Raw genomic sequence first — 22,738 nt, 5'->3', positions numbered from 1 at the left:
ACGACACACTTTCAACCGACAACCAACCGACAGGTAATTGTGATGAAACAGAGATTGAAAGCGGTGGCGCTGGCCATCGGCTGCGCGCTCACCGTCGCCCCGGCCTGTGCCGAGCCGGTACAACTGACACCACTGGATAAAACCTTCACCCTGCAGGTGCTCGGCAGTGGTGGCCCCATCTCCGACGATCTGCGCGCCTCCTCCAGCGAGGTGATCTGGTGGAAGGGGAAATCCCGCATCCTGATCGATGCCGGTGGCGGCGTCTACCTGCGCTTCGGCCAAGCGGGGGCCAAGCTCGAAGAGGTCGATTTTATCGGCATCACCCACTTCCACACCGACCATGTGACTGACCTGCCTGCCCTGCTCAAGGGGGCCTACTTCTTCGAACGCAGCGATCCGCTGGATCTGGCGGGGCCGCAAGCCGGTTCGGCCTTTCCCAGCATGAGCGGCTACTTCGATGCCCTCTTCAACAAAGACAAGGGCGCTTATGCCTACCTGAGCGGCTTCAAGGATGGCACCGATGGCCTCTTCCCCATCACCTTGCACGATGTGCCCTACCAGAGCCCGCAGCCTCACACCGTCTATCAGCAGGATGGGCTGACCATCACCGCACTCGGCATCCCTCACGGTGACGTGCCCTGTTTGGCCTATCGCATTGAGAGCGCCGAGGGGACCATCGTTATCTCGGCGGATCAGAACGGCAGCAACCCGGCCTTTGTGCCGTTTGCCAAGGGGGCCGACATTCTGGTGATGCCGCTCGCCATCCACGAAGGGGCCGACCCGGTCTCCGCCTCGCTTCACGCCAAGCCATCTGTGGTGGCCAAGATTGCCGCCGAGGTGAACCCCAAGCTGCTGGTGCTCAACCACTGGATGGGAGTCGGCCTCAATCACAAGAAAGAGGCGATGGCCATCGTCAAGCAGCAGTTCCACGGCCAGATCGTGGCCGCCCGCGATCTCTCCAGTTACCCCGTTTCAGCAGTCAAGGAGTCCGCCCATGAGTAACTCAAGCAGCAACAAAACCACCGGCAAACTGACCCTCTCCATCGCCATGACCAGCCTGATTGCCCTGACCCCGGGACTTGCGCTGGCGGCCACCCCGAGCGATGCGCCGGTCAAGGCCGCCCCCAGCGAACAGCACGGCGGCAAGTGTGCGGCGGGCAAGTGCGGTACCGAGAAGCGCTTTGAAAAGCAAGCCCTCGACAGTGATCCGCAGGGTCGGCTGGTGCGCGCCCGCGATGGCAAGTGCGGCGTGGCGGGCGAGGGGATTGATGGCGACAGCTCCCGCAAGGGCAGCAAGATGACGGAGGGGGTATGCGGCCAATAAGCTCCCGCAGTCGGGGAATCGGACTGCGCCAAGAGCATCTGGATGCGCTCTGCTCCGGCCCCGTCCGCCCCGGCATCGATTTTCTCGAGCTGGCGCCGGAGAACTGGATGGCTATAGGCGGCGCCAAGCGGGCGCAGCTGCATCAGCTGGCCGAGCGTTACCCGCTGGTGGCCCACGGCCTCAGCCTCTCCCTCGGCGATTGCCAGCCCCTCAATCGCACCCTGCTCAGCCAGATCCGCACCTTTCTGGACGAGTTCGGCATCGGGATCTATAGCGAGCACCTGAGCTTTTCCCGCGACCAGCAGGGTTATCTCTACGAACTGCTGCCGGTGCCGCGCCAGTGGGAGAACATTCCCTATCTGGCCGAGCGGATCGCGCAGGTGCAGGAGGCGCTGGCCCGCCCGCTGGTGCTGGAAAATATCTCCTACTACCACGGCTATGACTACGAGATGCCGGAGGAGGATTTTCTCGCCGAGCTGGTGGCGCGCAGCGGCTGCGAGCTGCTGCTCGATATCAACAACGTTTTTGTGAACAGCCGCAACCACGGTTACTGCCCCAAGCGGATGATTGCCGGGCTGCCGAGCAATGCGATCCGTTACTTCCATATCGCTGGTCATCTGGAAGAGGCGGACGGCACTCTGCTGGATACCCACGGAAAACCGGTTTGCGAAGAGGTGGTGGCGCTGGCCCGTTATACGGTGCAGACCCATGGCCTGCGCCCCCTGCTGCTGGAGCGGGATCACCATCTGCCACCGCTGGCAGAGCTGGAGGCCGAGCTGGCGCGGGTGCACGGCGCCTGTTGCGAGGCGATCGACCATCAGGTGCAGGAGGTGCGCTATGGATAGACGGTTATCTCTGATCACATCGTCCAAAACGGCGCCGCAGCGGATGCAGCAGCAGACCGCCTGGCTGGCGAGCCGGGTGCGGCTGCCGCAGGATGGCATCGCCAGCCACTATGCCCGCAGCGTGCGCGCCAATGTGGAGTTGGTGCTGGAGAGCGCTTTTCCGCTCACCCACGCTCACTGGGCACCGGTGGACAGGTGGCAACTGGTGGAGGGCTTTGTTATCGCGCACGGCGCCGAGGCTCCCGAGTTTCACCATATCGCCACCGAGTTTGTCCGCTATGTGCAGCATCGCCACAGTGAAGGCTCTCTCAACTGGCCTAGGCAGCGGCTGGCGCTGCTGGAGTACGAGTGGGCCTGCCTCTGTGTCGAGATTGATGAAGGGGTGGTGCCGCAAGTGTTGCCGGGGGAGGAGGTAACGGCGGAGAGTTCGTTTACGCTCAATCCCACCCTGCAACTGCTGGAGCTCCCCTTTGCCATTCGTCGCAGCGGCGTGGTGCCGACCCGGCAGGGCAACCACTTCTATGGCCTGTTTCGCAGCCCGGAGCATCAGGTGGTGACCCAGCGTTTGCGCGAATGGGACGTGGCGCTGATCCAGTTGCTGCAACAGCAGCCGGGGATCACCCAAGCCGCGTTCCAACAACAGGTACAACAGGTTCGCCGCGACTTTGATCTGATCGAGTGGGCACGCCATTTTTACCGGCTGGGTCTGCTGACCTTGCCCGTTGGCGAGCGCCAGCCCGGCGGCCCCTGTGCCCTGACTTCGGCCCTCATTTAGCAAACACCAAGGAGAATTCCCATGAACAACACTCTGATCCAGTGGTACAAGCGGGCGGTGGCCCAGTGCAAGCGGCTCGATTTTCTGGCCCTGCTGGCCATTCGCCTCTATCTCATTCCGGTCATCTATGTGGGGGCCCACTCCAAGGTGATGGGCTTTGCCGGCACGGTCGCCTGGTTTGGTGCGCCAGTCTCGGAAGGGGGGCTCAACCTGCCGTTCCCGACCCTGCTCGCCTTTCTGGCGGCAGGTACCGAGGTACTGGGCTGCATCTGCATCGCCCTTGGCCTCTTCACCCGTATCATGGCCATTCCCACCATCTTCCTGATGAGCGTGGCGAGCGCCATGGTGCACTGGAAGCACGGCTGGGATGCCATCGCCACCGGCAGCATGGAGGCTACTGTGCGCCTCAACGGTTTTATCGAGTGGCTGGCGGCGAATTTCCCCGGTCGCTACAACTACATCACTGAGCTCGGGGATCCCGTGATGCTCAACAACGGGATGGAGTTTGCCGCTACCTACTTCGTGATGCTGCTGGTGCTGCTGGTTTACGGCGGGGGTCGTTACGTCAGCCTCGACTACTGGCTCAAGCGTGCCGTGACCGGCAAAGCAGGCGTGCAACAGGCGGCATAAGGCTTGCCCACGGATAACAAAAACCATAACGACAGAGCGTGAAAAACAGCGAGCGGCCGGGGGCCGCTCGCTGTTTTTGTGCTTTTGGGGGGAGAGTGTCAGCTGCGTCAGCCGCTACTGGTAGCGGCCGACCGCGATAGGGGACTCCTGCTCAATCTGGCCAAGGCGCTCGGCCCACTGGGCGAGCCAGGCTTCCCGCTCTTCTTGCGAGACCCGCACCGGGGCATAGCTGATATGGGGGCGTAGCACGTCAAAGCCGACAAATTGCAAGATCCCGCGCTGGATGGGGCGCAGCACCCCGTCGATATCGCCGTTGAAGCCGTCGGGCTGATAGGTTTCTGCAGGGCCGCCGGTGGTGAGGCTCAGCAGCGCCCGCTTGCCGCGAAACTTGCCGCTCTCGTAGATATGGCCCTGACCGTAGACTCGCCCCATGGCAAAGACCCGATCCACCCACCCCTTGAGGATGGCGGGCAGGCCAAACCACCAGAGCGGGAACTGGAAGATCAGCAGATCGGCCGCCTCCAGCTTTTGCATCTCCTGCTCCAACTGCGGGGCAAAGCTGCCCTGCTCGGTGGCAGCCAGCTCTTCGAGTTGCAGCTTGAGAAAATCGGGATCGCTGGCGGCGGTGAAGTTGCGCCGATCCGAGACAGGATCAAAGCCCATGGCATAGAGATCGCTGGTCATCACTGTGTGACCCGCCTGCTCCAGCGCCCTGATGGCGTGGCAGAAGAGGGCACCGTTGAAGCTTTTTGGTTCGGGATGGGCATAGACAATAAGCACCTTCATAACAGACTCCGTGGCAAATGATGCGAGGGTGACAGGCTTGGTTGCTGAAAAAGTTGCTGAAACAGTTGACGGGTTGGCGCTGTGTCACAGCATAGAAGCCTGCCGCGCCGATTGCAGCAGGCGCCACGTCTTTGCGTGACGCCTGCTGGCGCAGCTTATGCCTGACAGGCAGCGAGCCGGAGGGCTTCGCGGCGCTCGCTGACATGGGTTAGCCCGTAGGCCAGCAGCACGATAAGGGCGCCGATCCAGGGGGTGTGCATCAGGCCGAGGTGTTCCACCACCAAGCCACCGACGACGGAACCGAGCGCAATGCCGACGTTGAAGGCGGCGATATTGAGGCCCGATGCCACATCCACCGCCTTGGGGGTGTGCAGTTCGGCCTGTTTGACCACCAGTACTTGCAGACCCGGCACATTGCCGAAGGCAAAGGCGCCCCACACCAGCACGGTTAGCACCGCCAGCACCGGATGGGGGGCGGTGAAGGTGAGGGCCAGCAGCACCAGCGCCAGACCGGCAAACAGCAGCTTCAGCGCCGGCAATGGGCCCATCTTGTCGGCCAGCTTGCCGCCCCAGATATTGCCGACGGCGACCGATACTCCGTAGACCAGCAGGATCAGGCTCACCGCACCGGCGCTAAAGCCGCTCACCTGCTGCAGGATGGGGGCGAGGAAGGTAAACGCCGTGAAGGCGCCGCCATAACCGAGGGCGGTCTTGGCGTAGACCAACAGCAGTGGCTTTTTGGTCAGTACCGAGAGTTGCTCGCGGATGGTCGAGGCAGCCCCCTTGGGCAGGTTGCTCGGGATCAGCAGCAGGCTACCCACCATGGCGACGAGGCCGAGCAGGCTCACTACCAGAAAGGTTTCACGCCAGCCAAAGACCTGACCAATCCAGGTGCCGAGCGGTACGCCGGTCACCAGCGCCACTGTGAGGCCGCTGAACATGATGGCGATGGCGCTCGCCGCCTTCTCTTTGGCCACAAGACCCGTGGCGATGGTGCTGCCCACCGAGAAGAAGACCCCGTGGGCCAATCCGGTCAGGATGCGGGCCACAATCAGGCTCTCATAACCGGGGGCCTGCCAGGCCAGCAGGTTGCCGGCGGTAAAGAGTGCCATCAGCCCTACCAGCAGCCACTTGCGCGGCACCTTGCCGGTGAGCGCCGTGAGCACAGGGGCGCCGATGGCAACCCCAAGGGCATAGAGGCTGACCAACAGGCCTGCCGAGGGGAGCGAGACATTGAGCTGCTGGGCTATGGTGGGGATAAGCCCCACGATCACAAATTCGGTGGTGCCGATCGCAAAGGCACTCAGGGTAAGGGCAAATAACGCCAGTGGCATAACAACTCCTTGGTTAGGGACTCCCGACGGGAGAATGGCGCCAGTATGCCGATGGGTTTTGTTGGCAAAAATGACGGTGACAGCAAATTACTTTTGCCAAATCAGCAGCAATGGCGATGGGGGGGAGGGGGTTGTGTTGCCCGCGGCGTGAGCGCAACGCAGTGATCTGCCTCGCAGAACGGGATGAACGCTGCTCTTTTTCTGAGCTTGCTTAAGCTCCAGTACAAGCTGGCCGCCATAGGATTTTCCCTGTGAAACCCGTGTGTGTTGAACCCATGTGCGCCGGTGGTGTGATGGCCGTGCGCTTTCATCTACAGGCAATAGACAGGCAATATCCAGCTGACAGGTAACATGATGACATTGAATCGACTCTCCTCTCTTTTGCTGCTGTGCGGCGCCTTTGCGGTACAGGCCGGCCAGAGCGATCCCCTCTCTGCCTGGAATGACACGGCAGCCAAGCAGGCGATCACCCGCTGGGTAACCAATGCCACCGATCAGCAACAGGCCACTTTTATTCCGCCAGAGAAGCGCCATGTGGTGTTTGACAATGACGGCACCCTCTGGCCTGAAGCGCCCATGACCTATCAGCTGCAGTTTGCGATGGACGAGATCAAGCGCCTGGCGCCGGAACATCCGGAGTGGAAGGCCGACCCCATCGTCGCGGCAGTGCTGAACAATGATCTCAAGGCTGTGGCCAAATCGGGGGAGAAGGGGCTCGCCAAGCTGGTGGGACTGACCCACAGCGGCATGACCACCACCGAGTTTGCCGAGCGGGTCACTCGCTGGGTCAACAGCAGCAAGGATCCCCGTTTTGGCTGCCACTATGATCAGCTCGGTTATCTGCCGATGAAGCAGCTGCTGGGGTATCTGCGGGATAATGGCTTCCAGACCTGGATTGTCTCCGGCGGCGGCGTCGATTTTATGCGGGTGATGTCCGAGCAGATGTATGGCATCCCGCCCCAGCAGGTGATTGGCTCCTTTACCCTCGGCGAGTTTGCCCTGACCGGGGAGGGCAGCGAGATCCGCAAGACCATGAACGGCGCTTATTTCGATGACAGCAAGGCGAAACCGGCCGCCATTCACCTCTTTATGGGGCAGCGTCCGGTCGGCGCCTTTGGTAACAGCGATGGCGACGTGCCCATGCTGCAATACACCTCGACCAACCCGGATTACCACACTTTTGGTTTGTTGGTGCACCACACCGATGCCAAGCGCGAATACGCCTACGACAGCCATCCGCCAGCCAGCGGCAAGCTGATCGACGGGCTGGCACAGGCAAAAGCGCGGGGCTGGGTGGTGGTCGATATGAAATCAGACTGGAAGCAAGTGTTCGATCCTGCCCTTTGCCAGAACGCGCCCTGATTGCGGGGCTGCATCTGGCATCAATGTGGCGGCTGGACGTTCAGCAAGCGCTGCAAAGCGTGAGGCAAGAAAAGAGACAGGGAGAGCATGATGCTCTCCCTGTTCTATCTGGCTTGCTGGCGAGCCAGCCTTTCTTTCGCGTTAGTCTCACGCCTTTCGCGTCAGTCCCATGCAGGGGCAAAGTCGGGATTGGCGCAGCGCTCGCCCCTATCCAGCGTGGCGATGGCGGCCATCTCCTCGCTGCTCAAGGTGATATCGAGAGCGGCCAGATTGGCGGCCTGATTCTCCCGCTTGGTGGAGCTCGGGATCACTGTCATCTCCTGCGCCAGCAGCCAGGCCAGCGACACCTGCGCCGCCGATACCCCGTGGCGCTTGCCAATCTCCATCAGCAGCGGCTCGCTCAGCACCTTGCCATAGGCGAGCGGCATATAGGCGGTGACGGCGATACCCTGGGCTTTACAGAACTCGACCACCTTGCGGTTTTGCAGCAGGGGATGAACCTCTATCTGCTGGTGAGCGATGGCCCCCGGCCCCAAAATCTCGATAGCCTGTTTGAGCTGGGCCACGGTGAAGTTGGAGACCCCGATCTCCCGGGTCAGGCCCCGGGCCTTGGCCTCTGCCAGCTGCTCCAGATAGACTGCCATCGGCACCTCATCCTTGGGGGAGGGCCAGTGGATCAGCGCCAGATCCAGATAGTCAGTGCCCAGTTTTTCCAGACTCACCTCAAGGCTCGGGATCAGCTTGCCCGGGCCAAACTCGCTGGTCCACACCTTGGTGGTCAGGTAGATCTCGTGGCGGGCAACAGTGCTGCGGGTCAGCACGGCACCGACCTCGGCTTCATTGTCATAGATCTGGGCGGTATCGATATGGCGATAGCCCAGCTCCAGACCGTTGGTCAGGGTGGCAAGCAGCGGCTCGCCCTTCAGGCGGAAGGTGCCCAGACCCATGGGTGGCATATTGATCATCTCGTTCCTCAATGGGGTGGTGGTTGGCCCTTGATGGGCTGAACAGAAACAGGCTCTAGGGCCAGTCAGGCGCCCAGTGGCTGATAGCGGCGAATGGTGCTGCTGGCAAACCAGGGCTCGGCCTTGGCGACAAACTCGGTAAAGTGGGGTTGGCCCTGATGGGCGGTGAGGGCCGCTTCGCTCTCCCACACCTCGTAGAGCATCCAGCTGTGTGGATTGTCCAAGTCCTGATGTAGCTGATAGCGCTGGCAACCCGCCTCTTGCAAGGTGGCCGCAATCAGCGGCTCAAGGGCGGCGCGAAACTGGGGGGCGAATTCGGGTTTGGCTTCAAGCTGGGCAATCACAATCACGGGTGATGACATCTGAACCTCCTTGGCAAAAACGAAGGGTCAGTATGCCTGCCGTGACTTGCAGGAAACAGGGCGCTGGTCGCAAAACAGTATTGAGGGGAGAGCAGCAATGGGAGCAAATAGATGGCACCGAAATATTCAGTGCCATCTCATCACTCGATTTGTATTACATACATAAATTATTTTTGTTCGATCCCTAATATTTTTTCTCTATACGTTTTATTTCACTAAAATTCATTTTTAGTTGCTGAATGTCGGGGTTATTATCGTTTTGAACTTTTGATACGAAGTCTACTTCTCCACCATGCTCAACAAACTCAATCAAGTTTTTTACAGCTTTCTCTAGAACTTTTATCTTCTCGCCATCACCATCTTGCTGTATTTTAAGTTCATTGATTAAATCATCTTTTATATTTTTAAGGCCATTGTGTTTAGAAATGTCAATTTCTTTTTCCAACTCTTGCTCTAATTTTTGATTGGTTAGCTTTAACGCCTTAATCTCTTCAATTTGTTTTTTTATCGCTAGAACACGTTCAGCAATACTTAATGCGGATAGAATTATTTTACTAGCAGTTGTTGCTATAACAGCCAATGTGGCTAATTCAATAATTATTGAGCCTTTCTGTGCTCCAACAACTTTAATATCTTCAGGGCATGCATTGTGAACCATAGAAATTCCACGACCTATCTCCCACCATACTTGCCCCCATTTTTTAAAACCAGAAACATTAGCAAAACTGACATCCCTCTGAAAATGAACTCTTATAATTACATCATCAGAATTATTTTCATCAGAGTTAACTTCATTTACAACTAATAGACCTTTTAGAATTGCATGCATTTGGTCGCTTTTGTTTATTCCGGACTCAATGCTTTTTGATATCTGATCTAAGCGTGAGTATGCTGTTGATATGTCAAGGCTGTTTTTATACAAAATGTCATTAATATTATCTACACCATGAGAACAAATGAAATCATATATCTCAAGTTGTTTTAGCATGTTTTCCTGTGCATATGTCAATCTACTAACATCAACAGAAGATATTGCATCTATCAATGTTTTTCTTTCATTTTCAAATGGTTGTCTACTTTGATTGTAAGTATTTTGTTGTAATATTGAGGTTAGAGTCTGATACAGCGGTAATAATTGCTTGTTTTATATTTCTTTATTTATCCAGTCTGTAAGCTCATATAGTTCATTAACTTGCATTGTTCTCTCCCTGTAATGAGAAAAATATATATATTTAAAGTCTTATTTGAAGTGTCTAATGAGTTATTTGATGTTATCAATGATAAATTATTTGGTCTCTTAGCTGTTAGCAGTAAGATCACAAATTAAGTGCCTCATTAGCATTTTTAGATGGTTGCGAGAGATAACGACTGGTTTTAGATGTTTTTGGGGCGCAACTGTGGAGCTTTTCCCCCTAACCATCAAGCGCAGACCGGATCGGACCAGACCGCAAACTCATTGCCGCTGGGCTCAACGAAGTGGAAACGGCGGCCACCGGGGAAATCGAAAAGAGGGCGGTTGATGGTGCCACCGTGTTGGCTCACCTTGGCTTGAGTCGCTTCAATATCCGCGCTGTAGAACACCAGCAGGGCGCCGCCCTGAGCGGTCAGGTTGCACTGATCCGCCCGATAGAAGCCGCCATCCAGCCCCTCATCGGCAAAGGCGCAGTAGTCGGGGCCGTAATCGACAAAGTGCCAGCCAAATACGGCCTGAAAGAAGGCCTTGGTCGCGGCGAGATCCCTGGCCGCAAACTCCACATAGTTCAATTTTTCATGGGCTTTCATTCAGTTCGTCTCCCTCATCATCAGCATCGCTGGGCTCAGCAAGTTGTTCCCACGGGGTCAGTTTAAGCTGCTTGCGCCGTAGCCAGAGCCAAGATGCCATGGTCAGGCCGCAGAATCCCGCAAACAGGGCTGTTTGGCGCAGGGCAAATAGCGGATCTATCCCCATGGGGTGCCAACTGAAAAACCACATCGCCATGCCCCATACCAGACCAATGCCTACCCCGAATACCAGAACGTTGGTTAGCCAACCTTCATAGTGAGGCGGTTTGACGGGATAACCGAACCTGCGCAGCAGTCTGCACAGCGGTGGATTGTAGTTGGCATGCCATACCCCTTTGTTAGCCAGCTCCTGATGGGCGGCGGCCAGCCGCTCTTCAAATGTCATGGTATTCATCCTTGTGAAATAAGTGGTGCCATACGGTGCTTTTCAGGCTGCATTGTACTGACAAATCGCGGGCATGATGTGGGCTCGCGGTCACGTTCTTTCTCTGTAGAAAAAAGAACTGGCCTCAGCGCACGCTTGCCAATCCACAGCGGCTGCGCCTATAAAGGCCCATTACTCTTGTCCGGATAACAGCAATGAAGACCCATTCTGATGAACTGACCCTGTTTGTGGCGGTGGTGGAGGCGGGCAGTTTTCGCCAGGCGGCGGAGAACCTCGGCATGGACAACTCGGTGGTGAGCCGTGGCATCAAGCGGCTGGAGGAGAAGCTTTCCACCGTGCTGCTCAATCGCACCACCCGCCGAGTCAGTCTGACCGAGGAGGGGAGCTGGTTCTATCAGCGGGCGGTGAAGATCCTGACCGAGATGAGCGAGGCGGAGGGGCATCTGCTGATGCGCCGGGAACAACCCGAAGGGGTGTTGAGAGTCGATGCGGCCACCCCCTTTATCCTGCACCGGCTGGTGCCGATCATCGGCGAGTTTCGCCGCCGCTACCCTGCCATCGAGTTGCAGCTGCACAGCTCGGAGGGCTTTATCAATCTGATGGAGCGGCGGGTGGACATGGCCATCCGCATCGGTGAGCTGACCGACTCCTCCCTGCGCGCGCTGCCGCTGGGTCGTTCGCGGTTGCGGCTGCTGGCCTCTCCTGCTTACTTGAGCGAGCGCGGCACCCCGCGCCAACCGACGGATCTGCTGAGCGGTCACGAGCTGCTCGGCTTTTTGCATCCCGATCACCTCAACCACTGGCCGCTGCTCAGTGCCGAGCAGGGGGATCGCTTTGCCATCACCCCCAGTCTGCGTGCCAGCAGCGGCGAAACCTTGCGTCAGCTGGCGCTGGCGGGTCAGGGGATTGTCTGTCTGTCGGATTTCATGACCGGGCCGGATCGGGAGAGTGGCGCGCTGGTGGAGGTGCTGGCGCGCAGCAACAGTGGCGCCTCGCGCCCCATCAATGCAGTCTTCTACTCCGATGCCCAGCGGGATATCCGACTGCGGGTCTGGCTCGATTTTCTCAAAGAGCAGCTGGGCAGCCATACTCTGTAGCACAGGTTGGTTTGTGCGGTTTGTTTGAACGGTGAGTCGCTGCGGTTTGCGTGGCGAAGAACAAGCCGCTCATTCGGTGCGGCCAATCAGCATTAGCCAGGTGGCAGATAAACAGACGGCCGACTTGAGGGTCGGCCGCCGGTTCGGGAAGGTGTGTGAGCTGAAGCGCAGTTAGCGGGGCAGTTTGCCCCATACCCGGCTGAGCAGGGCGCCACCGATCACCGGCGGAATGGCCAGCAGCAGGGTCCACTGCCAGGAAAGGCCGCCGACGGTGGCGGCCAGTACGATGCAGGTGAGCACCACCAGTTGGGCCACCATCATCAGGAAGGTGCCTTCGCGGGGAGTCAGGGTCTCTTTTTGAGTGGCGACGTGAGCTACGGGCGCTTGAGTGGTGGTCGGTTTCATGGCGATATCCCTCTGTTGAGTCTGATATCACTAAGCAATGGCCGTTCCACATTTTTTCATGTTAATTATCAATTGTTTGCGAGTTTTGTCGTCATTCTCGTTTCGAGAACGCAGGCAAAATGATTTGCAAAATGAAAACGCCACCCTGCGGTGGCGTCTTGGTTATTGAGAGGGAGAGAGGGAAGCGCCAGGCCTAGCCAATCCGGTATTGGCGGATCTGCTCGTCGATGGCCTTGGCCAGCTCGAACAGTTCGCGGCTGGCGGCATTGCTCTCCTGCGCGTGTTCCCGCTGGTGTTCGGCCACCATGGCCAACTCGTCGAGCGCCGTTCTGGCTTGCCCCATCTGTTGATTCTGCGCCTGCGCCAGCGCGCTGATCTCGTTGATCTCGAGGGCGGTCTGGTTGATCTGGCTGGTGGCATCAACCAGCACCTCTCTGGCCTGATTCATCCGGTTGTATCCCTCTTCGCTCAGGTTGCGGGAGTCTGCCATCGAGTTGCTGGCCTGCCGGGTTCCCTCCTGCAGGCGCAAGATAAGATCCTGCACATCCTTGGTGGCGGTCTGGGTACGCACCGCCAGTTGGCGTACCTCGTCGGCCACCACCGCAAAGCCCCGTCCCATATCCCCCGCACGGGCCGCTTCGATGGCCGCATTGAGGGCGAGCAGGTTGGTCTGGTTCGAGACATCGCGGATGAGGTTCATGATCTGGGTGATGTTGTTGCTGTCTTTCACCACCTCATCGAGCAGGGCCGAGGAGCTGCCGATGCTGCTGCGCAAGCTGTCGAGTTGCACGGCGCTCTGGGTCACATCCTGCTCGATGCTGAGCATATGGTTGGCGATGCGTTGGGTTACGTCGTTGACCCCTTCAGAGCGGCTGGCGATCTGCTCGGCGTTGTCGCCGATGGTGGTGACCACAGTGGTCAGCTCCTGAATGCTCTGGGCCTGCTGGCATGCTTCTCCTGCCAGTGCCTGGGCCTGCTGCATGGATTGGGACGACTGCGCTGAGAGGGCGCTGCCTGACTGCTGGAAGCGGGAGAAGCTCTGGTTCAGGCTCTGGATCAGCTGATTGAAACTCTGGGCCATCATGCCCAGCTCCGACTCATCAGAGAAGTCAAGGCGGGTCGCCAGATCCCGATCGGCGGTGATGTGGTGCATGCCATCGGCTGCCTGACGAATCGGGCGACTGATGGAGTGAGCCAGCCAGGCGGAGGCCAGCATGGCGATCCCGCCGATGGCGAGCGACACCATGATGATGAGCTGGCGGGATGCCTGCAGTCCCTCTTCCAGCTCGGCGCTGTTGATCTCGCCAATCAGCAGCCGGTTGAGGGTGGGGATGTAACGTACCGCGATGAGATAGGTTTGCCCCTCCAGTGTTAGCGCCTCTACGGCCACCTGTTCCCGGGCATTGGGAATAAGCCGTTTGACGGTATCGAGGAAGGATTGCTGGTGGTGGGCGGCTCCCTCCACCTCCTGCTCGGGGTGGATCTCGATATTGCCCTCCATGTCCGCCAGATAGACCTGACCACTCTTGCCGATACGGTAGCCGCTGATGAGCTTGCTCAGGGCACTCATGTCGATGGAGGTACCTGCCACTGCCAGGGTCTTGCCCTCGTGGGTGACGGCGGTGTTGATATAGAGGGAGGCGCGCTTGTCAAAATCGGAGATGTCGAGGTTCAGCTCATAGGGTTTGCTGCGTTTGAGAAAGCCGTAAAACCACCCATCTTTCGGGTCTGATTCGCTCAGCGATTTCTGGGCGATGGGGCCGCCGCTGAAGTTGATCAGGGTGTTGCTCTGGCGGGGTGCGATAAAGACGTTGCCGCCGATCCGCCGTTGCAGATCCTGAAAGTAACGCTCCATGGCGGGCCACTCTTGCTCTTGCATGCCAGCGGTCAGCCAGTCGATGACAAAACGGTTGCTGGCCAGCGCCTGCGCCTCGGTCAGGTGCTGGATAAGCTGGGCGGTCAGCTGGTTGGCAATGCGATCCACGCTGCTTGGCAGCTCGTAGCGTTCGACCCGCTGCTGGGCCTGACTGTGGGATATCTGCTCGAGGATCAAGGTGATGCAGCTGATGGCGATGGCCATCAGTATCGCTACGCCAGCGAGGATCCGGGTGCGGATCCCGAGCCCTGACCAGAGTGAGTGCAGTGTAAAACGGTGTATCGCCCTCTCCATATCGCTCTCCTCATAAATAAGGTCGCATATGCGACCCAGATGATGATTATAGATAGAGAACTCAATTGCGTTGTGGTGGATGGTGACAACAGAGGGTGGCAGAAAAACAGGAGGGAGCAATTAGCGGGGAAGTTGGCAGAAACCGGCAAGGGAAAGCATAAAAAAGAGGCCGACATAGCGGTCGGCCTCTCTGGGGTTTATCTCAACGGAATGTCGGGTGCCCGATCAATCCTCTTCAGCCCAACGGCGTGAACGCTCAACTGCTTTTTGCCAGCCGCTGTAACGTTTGGCGCGATCGTCTCTGTCCATCTGCGGGATGAACTCACGGTCCACGCTGAACTTGTCTTCCAGCTCGTCCGAGCTCTTCCAGAAGCCGACTGCCAGACCTGCCAGGAAGGCGGCGCCCATGGCGGTAGTCTCGATGCGGGTCGGACGTACCACCGGGGTGTGCATCATGTCAGCCTGGAACTGCATCAGGAAGTCGTTGGCTACGGCGCCGCCGTCTACTTTCAGCGCTGCCAGCTTGATGCCGGAGTCCTGCTGCATGGCATCCAGCACATCGCGGCTCTGATAGGCGATGGATTCTAGCGCAGCACGGATGATGTGGTTGCGGTTGGCGCCACGGGTCAGACCGACCATGGTGCCGCGAGCATACGGATCCCAGTAGGGCGCGCCCAGACCGACGAAGGCCGGCACCAGATAGACGCCGTTGGTGTCACCCACCTTGGAGGCGAAGTAGTCGGTATCACGGGCATCGTGAATGATCTTCAGCTCGTCACGCAGCCACTGGATGGTGGCGCCACCCATAAACACCGCACCTTCCAGCGCGTAGTTCACTTCCCCTTTCGGGCCGATGGCAACGGTAGTCAGCAGGCCGTTGCTGGAGCGAACCGGCTCGGTGCCGGTGTTCATCAGCATGAAGCAGCCGGTACCGTAGGTGTTCTTGGCCATCCCTTTTTCAAAGCAGAGCTGGCCGAACAGGGCAGACTGCTGGTCACCGGCGATACCGGCGATGGGGATGCGGGAGCCGCCGCCACGGGTGGTGTAGCCATAGACCTCGGAAGAGGGTTTCACTTCCGGCAGCATGGACATGGGGATGCCCAGCTCGTCCAGCATCTTCTCGTCCCACTTCAGCTCACGGATGTTGTAGAGCATGGTACGGGAGGCGTTGGTCGGGTCGGTGACGTGCACTTCGCCATTGGTCATCTTCCAGACCAGCCAGGTGTCGATGGTGCCGAACAGCAGCTCACCGTTCATCGCCTTCTCGCGGGCACCTTCCACGTTGTCGAGGATCCACTTCACCTTGGTACCGGAGAAGTAGGCATCCAGCACCAGACCGGTGTTCTCGCGAACGTACTCTTCCAGACCGCGAGCTTTGAGCTCTTCGCAGATGGCGGCGGTGCGGCGGCACTGCCAGACGATGGCGTTGTAGATGGGCTTGCCGGTGGCCTTTTCCCAGACAACGGTGGTTTCACGCTGGTTGGTGATACCGATGGCGGCGATCTCTTCGCTGCGCAGGCCGGTCTTGGCCAGTACTTCGGTAAAGACGGAGGATTGGGTCGCCCAGATCTCCATCGGGTCGTGCTCTACCCAGCCCGCTTTCGGGTAGTGTTGGGTGAATTCGCGCTGGGAGGTACCGACAATGTTGGCATCCTGATCAAACACGATGGCGCGGGAAGAGGTGGTTCCCTGGTCCAGAGCGACGACATATTTCTTTTCAGCAGACATGATGTTCTCCACGTTTCTATTTTCCACGTTTTTATACGTTGGAGGGGGCCGCTCTTATGCGGCAGCCTCTTCTTTGGCGGTTTGGGTCGCTTGCTCGGTGGTGACGACACGGTTGCCCGGGACGCAGGGAGCCAGCACTTTGACATACAGAGCGGTACCAATCTGGGCGCCAACGATGGGGCCAAGGATCGGAACCCAGAAGTAGGGGTTGTCACGACCACCGGTCAGGGCAACATCACCCCAGCCAGCAAAGAACGCGAACAGTTTCGGACCAAAGTCACGGGCCGGGTTCATGGCAAAACCGGTTAACGGGCCAAGGGAGGCACCGATCACCGCGATCAGGATACCGATCAGCAGAGCGGCTGCGAAACCTTTGGGAGCGCCGTTGTTGTTGTCACCCAGCGCCATGATGCCCAGCATCAGGACGGCGGTGATCACCAGCTCGACGGCAAAAGCTTGCATATTGGTCAGCAGGGCATTGGGGTAGGTGGAGAAGATCCCGGCGGTGCCGAGGCTCTCGACGCTACCGCGCACTACGTTATGGGTCACTTCCCACTGGGTGAAAAGGTTACCATAAAGGAAATAGACAAGGGCCGCGAAGCAGAAGGCACCGGCCATCTGGGCGATGATGTAGGGCACCACCTTGCGCTTGTCGAAACCGCAGAAGGTCATCAGCGCCAGGGTTACAGCCGGGTTCAAGTGGGCACCTGAAATGCCGCCGGTCACATAGATGGCAATGGCCACACCCAGACCCCAGGTAATGGAAATTTCCCACTGCCCGAAATTGGCGCCTGCCAGCACCAGTGCCGCCACACATCCGACGCCGAAAAATATCAGCAGGCCGGTTCCGATAAACTCGGCGATGCACTCGCCAAGCAGGGTATTGGGTCTTTGTATGCTCATACTTTTGTTCCTTATATCCACCCGTAGAGGTTTGATGTTCCGTTTTATCTTTTTGTGTCTATCCGTTGCCGCCGAAAACGTTTCCTTGTTGTTTTTGCGTCTTGCGCAAACGTTATGCTCGTTTGCGCTCGTTATCGGTCGTGACAGAAAATAACCCTTCCCAATAATTTCACCATCCCCCCTCCATAGGAAATGTGGACAAGATCCCACTCATTGCTAAGAAAATGTGACGTAAAGCATCTTGATAACCGCGAGTTACCACTTAGGGGGTAGCTCGCAACCCTTGCCACACAAGGGCTGGCGCTTGCTGAGCGATTTCTCATTTGGAGCTTTTATTTGTAATAAAACTGCAATATTTGAGCATGCATCACAGATTAAATGAGCGCATATGAGCACAATAGGCTCGCTTACGAATCAGCGGACTCACATGATTCGTCGGAATGGTCAGGGCATCCTCAACCGCCCATAACAACAATAAGGAAGCAGAACATGCTTAGTCTCTTCAGGCCTGCGGCGCACATCGACAGGCTCCCGGCTGACAAGGTCGACCCCTTCTACAAACGCATGCGTTGGCAGGTGTTTTTCGGGATCTTCTTCGGTTACGCCGGCTACTATCTGGTACGGAAAAACTTCAGTCTTGCGATGCCCTATCTGATCGAGCAGGGCTTCTCCCGTGGTGATCTCGGTTTCGCGCTCTCCGGGGTCTCCATCGCTTACGGTTTGTCCAAGTTCCTGATGGGGAACGTCTCTGACCGTTCCAACGCCCGTTACTTCCTCTCCGCCGGTCTGCTGCTCTCGGCTGCCATCATGTTCATGATGGGTACCATGCACTGGGCCACCTCCAGCATTGCCATCATGTTTGTGCTGTTGTTCCTGAACGGTTGGGCACAGGGCATGGGCTGGCCGCCCTGCGGTCGCACCATGGTGCACTGGTGGTCACAGAAAGAGCGCGGCGAAGTGGTTGCGGTCTGGAACGTGGCTCACAACGTGGGTGGCGGCATGATTGGCCCGCTGTTTATCCTCGGGATGGGCTGGTTCAACGACTGGCGCAGCGCCTTCTATGTGCCTGCGGCTGCGGCGGCCGCCATCGCGGTGATCGCCTTCTTCGTGATGCGTGATACCCCGCAATCGGTCGGTCTGCCTCCCATCGAGGAGTACAAGAACGACTATCCGAAGGATTACAACGAGAGCCACGAGCAGGAGTTCTCCGCCAAGGAGATCTTCGTCAAGTACGTGCTGCACAACAAACTGCTGTGGTACATCGCGATCGCCAACGCTTTCGTTTACCTCATTCGTTACGGTGTGCTGGACTGGGCGCCAACCTACCTGAAAGAGGCCAAGCACTTCACCGTCGACAACTCCTCCTGGGCTTACTTCCTCTACGAGTGGGCCGGTATTCCGGGTACCCTGCTGTGTGGCTGGATCTCTGACAAGATGTTCCAGGGCCGCCGCGCCCCGGCCGGTATCCTGTTCATGGTGCTGGTCACCCTGGCTGTGCTGGTTTACTGGTTCAACCCGGCCGGCAACCCGACCATCGACATGATGGCGCTGGTGGCAATCGGCTTCCTGATCTACGGCCCTGTCATGCTGATCGGCCTCTATGCTCTTGAGCTGGCACCGAAGAAAGCAGCCGGTACTGCGGCAGGTTTCACCGGTCTGTTCGGTTATCTGGGCGGCGCCGTGGCAGCCAACGCCATGCTGGGTTATACCGTTGACCACTTCGGTTGGGATGGCGGCTTCATGGTGCTGACCGTCTCCTGCGTGCTCTCCATCATCCTGCTGGCGATGACCCTCAAGCATGAGAACATTGCCGTTGCGGCCAAGAAAGCGGCTGCCCATAAGGCATAAAACGTGATCCTCAGCTTATTGATCCCAAAGGGGATCAGGTAAACTGCCAAAAGGCCCCGCATCTGCCGGGGCTTTTTTTTGTCTCATCATCGGAGTGCAAGCGTGAAGCAAACCCAACGACATCTGGAGATCCTGGACGTCCTGACGCGGCAGGGATTTGTCTCGACCGACGATCTGGTGACCCACTTTGACGTCAGCCCCCAGACCATTCGCCGGGATCTGAATGATCTCGCCGAACAGAACAAGATCCGGCGCCATCATGGCGGTGCCTCCCTGCATTCGAGTACCGTCAATACCGCCTACAGCGCCCGTAAAGTGATGCAACTCAAGGAGAAAGAGCGCATCGCCCGCGAGGTCGCTGCCAATATTCCCGACGGCTCATCGCTCTTTATCGACATAGGTACCACCACCGAGGCGATCGCCCGCGCCCTGCTCGATCACCGCGAGTTGCGCATCGTCACCAACAACCTCAACGTGGCCAGCATCCTGACGGCCAAGGATGATTTCACCGTCATCATTGCCGGTGGCGAGATCCGCAACCGCGATGGCGGTATCGTGGGGGAGGCGACCCGCGACTTTATCGGTCAGTTTCGCATGGACTATGGCGTCATCGGGATTTCGGGGATCGACAACGACGGCTCCCTGCTCGATTTCGACTATCACGAGGTGAAGATTGCCCAGGCCATCATCGCTCACTCCCGTCAGGTGTTCCTGGCCGCCGACCACACCAAGTTCGGTCGCAATGCCATGGTCAATCTGGGCAATCTCAGCCAGATCCACGCCCTCTTTACCGATCAGGAGCCACCGGAAAAGCTAACGCGATTGATGGCGCAACACCAGATCGCCTGCCACATCTGCTGACGGCGAAACACGCCAAGGCTGTGCCGGTCGCCCGTCAGGGCGGCCTCCTTTCTTTTTCTCTCCCCCAGTCCCGCACTCATCTCACCCCTTTATAGGTATTGCAAAAACCACTATTCAATCTGGTTTTTTTGGCTATTAACCCGCCGATGTTGGCCCGACGCCATTTGCTCCGCTGACCTGTCCCCTTTGCCACCTCTGGCGGGCTGTGGCGATCACACTTTCATCATAAAATGTTCGTTTGTTGTATTTTCATGTTCTAAAATGAGCGAAATCAAACATTGCTGTTATGGCAATCATAAAAATGAAAGTAGGTGAACATGAGCGAACATTATGATCTGGTCGTCGTCGGTGGCGGCATCAACGGGGTCGGCATCGCAGCCGATGCGGCAGGACGAGGTCTGAAGGTTGCCCTGTTTGAGGCGCAAGATCTCGCCTCTGCCACCTCGTCCAACTCCAGCAAGCTGATCCACGGCGGTTTGCGCTATCTCGAGCATTACGAATTCCGGCTGGTGAAAGAGGCGTTGGCGGAGCGTGAGGTGCTGCTCGGTATGGCGCCTCACATCGCCCGTCCCATGCGTTTTCGCCTGCCGCACCGCCCGCACCTGCGTCCGGCCTGGATGATCCGCGCCGGTCTGTTCCTCTATGACAATCTGGCCAAGCGCGACAAGCTCAAGGGGAGCTGTGGTGTACGCTTCCTGCCGCAAGATGGCTTGACCGCAGGGATCAATAAGGGGTTTGAATACTCGGATGCCTGGGTCGACGATGCCCGGCTGGTTGTGCTTAACGCCATGATGGCCCGTGACAAGGGGGCCGACGTGCAGACCCGCACCCGTTGCATCAAGGCGGTGCGCGGTTCCAAACACTGGACGCTCACTTTGGAGCGGGAAGGGGGCGAGCAGTTCACCGTCACCTGCCGTGGTCTGGTCAATGCGGCGGGCCCCTGGGTCAAGACCTTCTATGACGAGAGCCTGCACGAGAAATCCCCCCGCGGCATTCGCCTTATTAAAGGCAGCCACATGATAGTGCCGCGCATCCATGAGCGCGAAGAGGCCTATATCCTGCAAAACGAAGACAACCGCATCGTCTTCGTCATCCCTTATCAGCAGGACTACTCACTCATCGGCACCACCGATGTGGAGCACCACGGCAGCCCGCGGGAAGCGAAGATCAGCGAGGCCGAAATTACCTACCTGTGCAAGGTGGTCAACGCCCACTTCACTCGCCAAATTGCGCCGAAAGATGTGATCTGGACTTACGCCGGGGTGCGTCCGCTCTGTGATGACGAGTCAGACTCGCCGCAGGCGGTGACCCGCGACTACACTCTCGAGCTCTCTGGCGAATCGGATGGTGCGCCGCTGCTCTCGGTATTTGGCGGCAAGCTCACCACCTATCGCAAGCTGGCGCAGGCTGCCTGCAACAAGCTCAAGCCCTGGTTTAGCCAGATGGGGGATGACTGGACTGCGACCAGCCGTCTGCCCGGCGGCGAGTTTGACTGCTCGGTACGCGAGCTGGCCCGGGCTTTTGCACTGGAGTTTGACTGGCTCGATGATCGCAGTGCCCTGCGCATTGCCGAGGCCTATGGCGCCCATGCCCGTCTCTGGCTGAAAGAGGAGCGCGGCATTCACTTCGGTGGCGGCCTGTACGAGTCGGAAGTGCGTTATCTCATCGAGCGGGAGTGGGCCTGTTCACTGGACGATATCCTCTGGCGCCGCAGCAAGCTGGGGCTGCGCCTGAACGAGTCAGAGCAGCAGATGTTGCAGATCTGGCTCGACCAATACCATCAGGCTCTGCGCAAGGCGAGCTGATGAGTGACGGTGGGCAGTGCGCTGCTGCCCACCGCTTTCCACCGTAAATGTGCAACAAACCTCTGATAGAACAATAACCTACACACAATAATAAAGAGCATCACATATGAAAAAACTCGCCGTTTCCCTCATCGCCTTGAGCCTTGGGGCATCCCTCTCATTACCCGTGTTGGCTGCCGATGAAGGCAAGGTGGTGATCGCCCACCGTGGCGCTTCCGGCTACCTGCCCGAGCATACCCTGGAGTCCAAGGCGCTGGCCTATGGCATGGGGGCCGACTATCTGGAGCAGGATCTGGTGATGACCAAGGATGACCAGCTGGTGGTGATGCACGATCACTTCCTCGATGGTATCACCGATGTGGCAGCGCGCTTCCCTGGTCGTGCCCGTCCGGACGGTCGTTATTATGTAGTGGATTTCACTCTGGATGAGGTGCGTTCCCTGCGTATGACCGAGCCATTCCAGCTGGTGGATGGCAAGCAGGTGCCGGTCTATCCGGCCCGCTTCCCGCTGTGGAAGTCAGACTTCAAGATCCACACCTTCCAGGAGGAGATCGAGATGATCCAGGGGCTTAACAAGAGCACCGGCAAGAACATCGGGATCTATCCGGAGATCAAAGCGCCCTGGCTGTTCCGTCACGAAGGCAAGGATATCTCCAAAGCAGTGCTGAAGGTGCTCAAGGAGTACGGCTACACCGGGAAGGACGACAAGGTCTATCTGCAGTGCTTCGATGCCGATGAACTCAAGCGCATCAACAGCGAACTGATGCCCGCCATGGGTATGGATCTGAAACTGGTGCAGCTGATGGCCGAGACCGACTGGAACGAGACCATGGTCTACGACGCCAAGGGCAAGGCGACCCCCTACAACTATGACTGGATGTTCAAGCCGGGGGCGATGAAAACCATCGCCAGCTATGCCGAAGGGATTGGCCCGTGGAAGCCGATGATCGTCACCGAGCCGGGCACTTTGGGCAAGCCGGTCTTCACCGGCATGGTAAAAGAAGCCCACGCGGCGGGCCTGAAAGTTCACCCCTATACCTTCCGTCAGGATGAGGGGCAGATCCCGGCCTATGCCAAGGACTTTACCGATCTCCTTAACATCTTCCTCTATCAGGCTGATGTGGATGGGGTGTTCAGTGACTTCCCCGACAAGGCGGTGGCAGTCATCAAGGCCCATCAAGAGGCGGCCAAATAGCACTCTGGCGCCATTTGAATGCAAAGCGAGGCCAATTGGCCTCGCTTTTTGTTTCAGGTTCCCGTAACGGGAGTGTGCGCCCTGTCAGAAAATAGCCAGATCACGTCATGGTGTGCCGGATCTGTATCATTTTACGCAGTTTTTACGTAGCAGATCGCTGGCATGAAATCGGCAGA

At 58.1% G+C, this 22,738-nt stretch carries 22 protein-coding genes; 11 read left to right on the top strand and 11 right to left on the bottom strand.

Annotated features, from left to right (window positions below; genetic code table 11):
• Positions 1-42 precede the first annotated feature (42 nt).
• The 5 genes from AB5Y99_RS01145 to AB5Y99_RS01125 are packed head-to-tail and all read left to right on the top strand — an operon-like array spanning position 43 to position 3,574.
• The gene (locus AB5Y99_RS01145) at positions 43-1,002 is read left to right on the top strand and encodes an MBL fold metallo-hydrolase (protein WP_005337571.1); all 960 of its coding nucleotides are present in this window, start codon (positions 43-45) and stop codon (positions 1,000-1,002) included.
• Positions 995-1,324, top strand: coding sequence for a hypothetical protein (locus tag AB5Y99_RS01140; protein WP_323892571.1), 330 nt, complete (start codon positions 995-997; stop codon positions 1,322-1,324). Before AB5Y99_RS01145 ends, AB5Y99_RS01140 begins: the two co-directional genes overlap by 8 nt.
• Entirely contained in the window at positions 1,312-2,169 is an 858-nt protein-coding gene (locus AB5Y99_RS01135) for a DUF692 domain-containing protein (protein WP_323892573.1), read from the top strand. Before AB5Y99_RS01140 ends, AB5Y99_RS01135 begins: the two co-directional genes overlap by 13 nt.
• The gene (locus AB5Y99_RS01130; protein ID WP_323892575.1) at positions 2,162-2,944 is read left to right on the top strand and encodes a putative DNA-binding domain-containing protein; all 783 of its coding nucleotides are present in this window, start codon (positions 2,162-2,164) and stop codon (positions 2,942-2,944) included. Before AB5Y99_RS01135 ends, AB5Y99_RS01130 begins: the two co-directional genes overlap by 8 nt.
• 21 nt (positions 2,945-2,965) lie before the next feature.
• Positions 2,966-3,574 (top strand): DoxX family protein, encoded by a 609-nt coding sequence (locus AB5Y99_RS01125; RefSeq protein ID WP_323892578.1) that lies wholly within the window; start codon positions 2,966-2,968, stop codon positions 3,572-3,574.
• 114 nt (positions 3,575-3,688) lie between these two features.
• Here the strand turns inward: AB5Y99_RS01125 and AB5Y99_RS01120 are convergent, their stop codons facing one another.
• Both AB5Y99_RS01120 and AB5Y99_RS01115 read right to left on the bottom strand, forming a co-directional pair.
• On the bottom strand, positions 3,689-4,360 hold the full coding sequence (locus AB5Y99_RS01120) for an NAD(P)H-dependent oxidoreductase (protein WP_323892579.1): 672 nt from the start codon (positions 4,358-4,360) through the stop codon (positions 3,689-3,691).
• 155 nt (positions 4,361-4,515) lie between these two features.
• On the bottom strand, positions 4,516-5,694 hold the full coding sequence (locus AB5Y99_RS01115; RefSeq protein ID WP_263717552.1) for an MFS transporter: 1,179 nt from the start codon (positions 5,692-5,694) through the stop codon (positions 4,516-4,518).
• Positions 5,695-6,045: 351 nt separating this feature from the next.
• Between AB5Y99_RS01115 and AB5Y99_RS01110 the strand changes: the two genes are divergently transcribed.
• Positions 6,046-7,056, top strand: a complete 1,011-nt coding sequence (locus tag AB5Y99_RS01110) for an HAD family phosphatase (protein ID WP_234881634.1) — start codon at positions 6,046-6,048, stop codon at positions 7,054-7,056.
• A gap of 161 nt (positions 7,057-7,217) precedes the next feature.
• On the opposite strand, the gene dkgB is transcribed toward AB5Y99_RS01110, so the two are convergent.
• From dkgB to AB5Y99_RS01085, 5 genes are all read right to left on the bottom strand, one after another.
• Positions 7,218-8,021 (bottom strand): 2,5-didehydrogluconate reductase DkgB, encoded by an 804-nt coding sequence (gene dkgB / locus AB5Y99_RS01105; protein WP_257697421.1) that lies wholly within the window; start codon positions 8,019-8,021, stop codon positions 7,218-7,220.
• Between the two features lie 65 nt (positions 8,022-8,086).
• Positions 8,087-8,383, bottom strand: coding sequence for a putative quinol monooxygenase (locus AB5Y99_RS01100; protein WP_019446774.1), 297 nt, complete (start codon positions 8,381-8,383; stop codon positions 8,087-8,089).
• Between the two features lie 184 nt (positions 8,384-8,567).
• Positions 8,568-9,371 (bottom strand): hypothetical protein, encoded by an 804-nt coding sequence (locus AB5Y99_RS01095; protein ID WP_368208445.1) that lies wholly within the window; start codon positions 9,369-9,371, stop codon positions 8,568-8,570.
• Between the two features lie 431 nt (positions 9,372-9,802).
• Complete coding sequence (locus tag AB5Y99_RS01090) at positions 9,803-10,165, bottom strand: VOC family protein (protein ID WP_323892588.1); 363 nt, start codon at positions 10,163-10,165, stop codon at positions 9,803-9,805.
• Positions 10,152-10,550, bottom strand: coding sequence for a DUF6404 family protein (locus AB5Y99_RS01085; protein ID WP_206901596.1), 399 nt, complete (start codon positions 10,548-10,550; stop codon positions 10,152-10,154). Before AB5Y99_RS01085 ends, AB5Y99_RS01090 begins: the two co-directional genes overlap by 14 nt.
• Positions 10,551-10,744: 194 nt before the next feature.
• Here AB5Y99_RS01085 and AB5Y99_RS01080 point away from each other — a divergent pair, with 194 nt between their 5' ends.
• The gene (locus AB5Y99_RS01080) at positions 10,745-11,647 is read left to right on the top strand and encodes a LysR substrate-binding domain-containing protein (RefSeq protein WP_107682356.1); all 903 of its coding nucleotides are present in this window, start codon (positions 10,745-10,747) and stop codon (positions 11,645-11,647) included.
• 171 nt (positions 11,648-11,818) lie between these two features.
• Here AB5Y99_RS01080 and AB5Y99_RS01075 read toward each other — a convergent pair whose 3' ends face one another.
• The 4 genes from AB5Y99_RS01075 to AB5Y99_RS01060 form a co-directional block, all read right to left on the bottom strand.
• On the bottom strand, positions 11,819-12,052 hold the full coding sequence (locus AB5Y99_RS01075) for a hypothetical protein (RefSeq protein ID WP_005337550.1): 234 nt from the start codon (positions 12,050-12,052) through the stop codon (positions 11,819-11,821).
• A gap of 193 nt (positions 12,053-12,245) precedes the next feature.
• Complete coding sequence (locus AB5Y99_RS01070) at positions 12,246-14,222, bottom strand: methyl-accepting chemotaxis protein (protein WP_110302956.1); 1,977 nt, start codon at positions 14,220-14,222, stop codon at positions 12,246-12,248.
• A 225-nt stretch (positions 14,223-14,447) separates the two neighbouring features.
• Complete coding sequence (gene glpK / locus AB5Y99_RS01065; RefSeq protein WP_005337546.1) at positions 14,448-15,950, bottom strand: glycerol kinase GlpK; 1,503 nt, start codon at positions 15,948-15,950, stop codon at positions 14,448-14,450.
• Between the two features lie 54 nt (positions 15,951-16,004).
• On the bottom strand, positions 16,005-16,853 hold the full coding sequence (locus tag AB5Y99_RS01060; RefSeq protein ID WP_005350866.1) for an MIP/aquaporin family protein: 849 nt from the start codon (positions 16,851-16,853) through the stop codon (positions 16,005-16,007).
• A gap of 489 nt (positions 16,854-17,342) precedes the next feature.
• Between AB5Y99_RS01060 and glpT the strand changes: the two genes are divergently transcribed.
• The 4 genes from glpT (at position 17,343) to glpQ (ending at position 22,562) form a co-directional block, all read left to right on the top strand.
• On the top strand, positions 17,343-18,701 hold the full coding sequence (gene glpT / locus AB5Y99_RS01055; RefSeq protein ID WP_005337540.1) for a glycerol-3-phosphate transporter: 1,359 nt from the start codon (positions 17,343-17,345) through the stop codon (positions 18,699-18,701).
• A gap of 102 nt (positions 18,702-18,803) precedes the next feature.
• The gene (locus AB5Y99_RS01050) at positions 18,804-19,562 is read left to right on the top strand and encodes a DeoR/GlpR family transcriptional regulator (protein ID WP_005347045.1); all 759 of its coding nucleotides are present in this window, start codon (positions 18,804-18,806) and stop codon (positions 19,560-19,562) included.
• A 317-nt stretch (positions 19,563-19,879) separates the two neighbouring features.
• Positions 19,880-21,367, top strand: coding sequence for a glycerol-3-phosphate dehydrogenase (gene glpD / locus AB5Y99_RS01045; protein ID WP_236351174.1), 1,488 nt, complete (start codon positions 19,880-19,882; stop codon positions 21,365-21,367).
• Between the two features lie 106 nt (positions 21,368-21,473).
• The gene (gene glpQ / locus AB5Y99_RS01040; protein WP_005337531.1) at positions 21,474-22,562 is read left to right on the top strand and encodes a glycerophosphodiester phosphodiesterase; all 1,089 of its coding nucleotides are present in this window, start codon (positions 21,474-21,476) and stop codon (positions 22,560-22,562) included.
• Positions 22,563-22,738: the final 176 nt, after the last annotated feature.

The sequence above is a fragment of the Aeromonas sp. R4-2 genome (assembly GCF_040908295.1).
GTDB lineage: Bacteria > Pseudomonadota > Gammaproteobacteria > Enterobacterales > Aeromonadaceae > Aeromonas > Aeromonas veronii.
Note: the sequence above shows the minus strand (reverse complement) of the source record. Positions and strands in the feature narration are given on the sequence as shown.

What these genes read in the sequence shown, in the direction of transcription:
- AB5Y99_RS01125 (WP_323892578.1), top strand. Translation starts at nt 2,966, where the DNA reads ATGAACAACACTCTGATCCAGTGGTACAAGCGGGCGGTGGCCCAGTGC.
- glpK (WP_005337546.1), bottom strand. Translation starts at nt 15,950, where the DNA reads ATGTCTGCTGAAAAGAAATATGTCGTCGCTCTGGACCAGGGAACCACC.
- AB5Y99_RS01120 (WP_323892579.1), bottom strand. Translation starts at nt 4,360, where the DNA reads ATGAAGGTGCTTATTGTCTATGCCCATCCCGAACCAAAAAGCTTCAAC.
- AB5Y99_RS01080 (WP_107682356.1), top strand. Translation starts at nt 10,745, where the DNA reads ATGAAGACCCATTCTGATGAACTGACCCTGTTTGTGGCGGTGGTGGAG.
- AB5Y99_RS01110 (WP_234881634.1), top strand. Translation starts at nt 6,046, where the DNA reads ATGATGACATTGAATCGACTCTCCTCTCTTTTGCTGCTGTGCGGCGCC.
- AB5Y99_RS01060 (WP_005350866.1), bottom strand. Translation starts at nt 16,853, where the DNA reads ATGAGCATACAAAGACCCAATACCCTGCTTGGCGAGTGCATCGCCGAG.
- AB5Y99_RS01135 (WP_323892573.1), top strand. Translation starts at nt 1,312, where the DNA reads ATGCGGCCAATAAGCTCCCGCAGTCGGGGAATCGGACTGCGCCAAGAG.
- AB5Y99_RS01090 (WP_323892588.1), bottom strand. Translation starts at nt 10,165, where the DNA reads ATGAAAGCCCATGAAAAATTGAACTATGTGGAGTTTGCGGCCAGGGAT.
- AB5Y99_RS01100 (WP_019446774.1), bottom strand. Translation starts at nt 8,383, where the DNA reads ATGTCATCACCCGTGATTGTGATTGCCCAGCTTGAAGCCAAACCCGAA.
- AB5Y99_RS01145 (WP_005337571.1), top strand. Translation starts at nt 43, where the DNA reads ATGAAACAGAGATTGAAAGCGGTGGCGCTGGCCATCGGCTGCGCGCTC.
- glpT (WP_005337540.1), top strand. Translation starts at nt 17,343, where the DNA reads ATGCTTAGTCTCTTCAGGCCTGCGGCGCACATCGACAGGCTCCCGGCT.
- AB5Y99_RS01075 (WP_005337550.1), bottom strand. Translation starts at nt 12,052, where the DNA reads ATGAAACCGACCACCACTCAAGCGCCCGTAGCTCACGTCGCCACTCAA.
- AB5Y99_RS01140 (WP_323892571.1), top strand. Translation starts at nt 995, where the DNA reads ATGAGTAACTCAAGCAGCAACAAAACCACCGGCAAACTGACCCTCTCC.
- AB5Y99_RS01130 (WP_323892575.1), top strand. Translation starts at nt 2,162, where the DNA reads ATGGATAGACGGTTATCTCTGATCACATCGTCCAAAACGGCGCCGCAG.
- AB5Y99_RS01095 (WP_368208445.1), bottom strand. Translation starts at nt 9,371, where the DNA reads ATGCTAAAACAACTTGAGATATATGATTTCATTTGTTCTCATGGTGTA.
- dkgB (WP_257697421.1), bottom strand. Translation starts at nt 8,021, where the DNA reads ATGATCAATATGCCACCCATGGGTCTGGGCACCTTCCGCCTGAAGGGC.
- glpQ (WP_005337531.1), top strand. Translation starts at nt 21,474, where the DNA reads ATGAAAAAACTCGCCGTTTCCCTCATCGCCTTGAGCCTTGGGGCATCC.
- AB5Y99_RS01070 (WP_110302956.1), bottom strand. Translation starts at nt 14,222, where the DNA reads ATGGAGAGGGCGATACACCGTTTTACACTGCACTCACTCTGGTCAGGG.
- AB5Y99_RS01115 (WP_263717552.1), bottom strand. Translation starts at nt 5,694, where the DNA reads ATGCCACTGGCGTTATTTGCCCTTACCCTGAGTGCCTTTGCGATCGGC.
- glpD (WP_236351174.1), top strand. Translation starts at nt 19,880, where the DNA reads ATGAGCGAACATTATGATCTGGTCGTCGTCGGTGGCGGCATCAACGGG.
- AB5Y99_RS01085 (WP_206901596.1), bottom strand. Translation starts at nt 10,550, where the DNA reads ATGACATTTGAAGAGCGGCTGGCCGCCGCCCATCAGGAGCTGGCTAAC.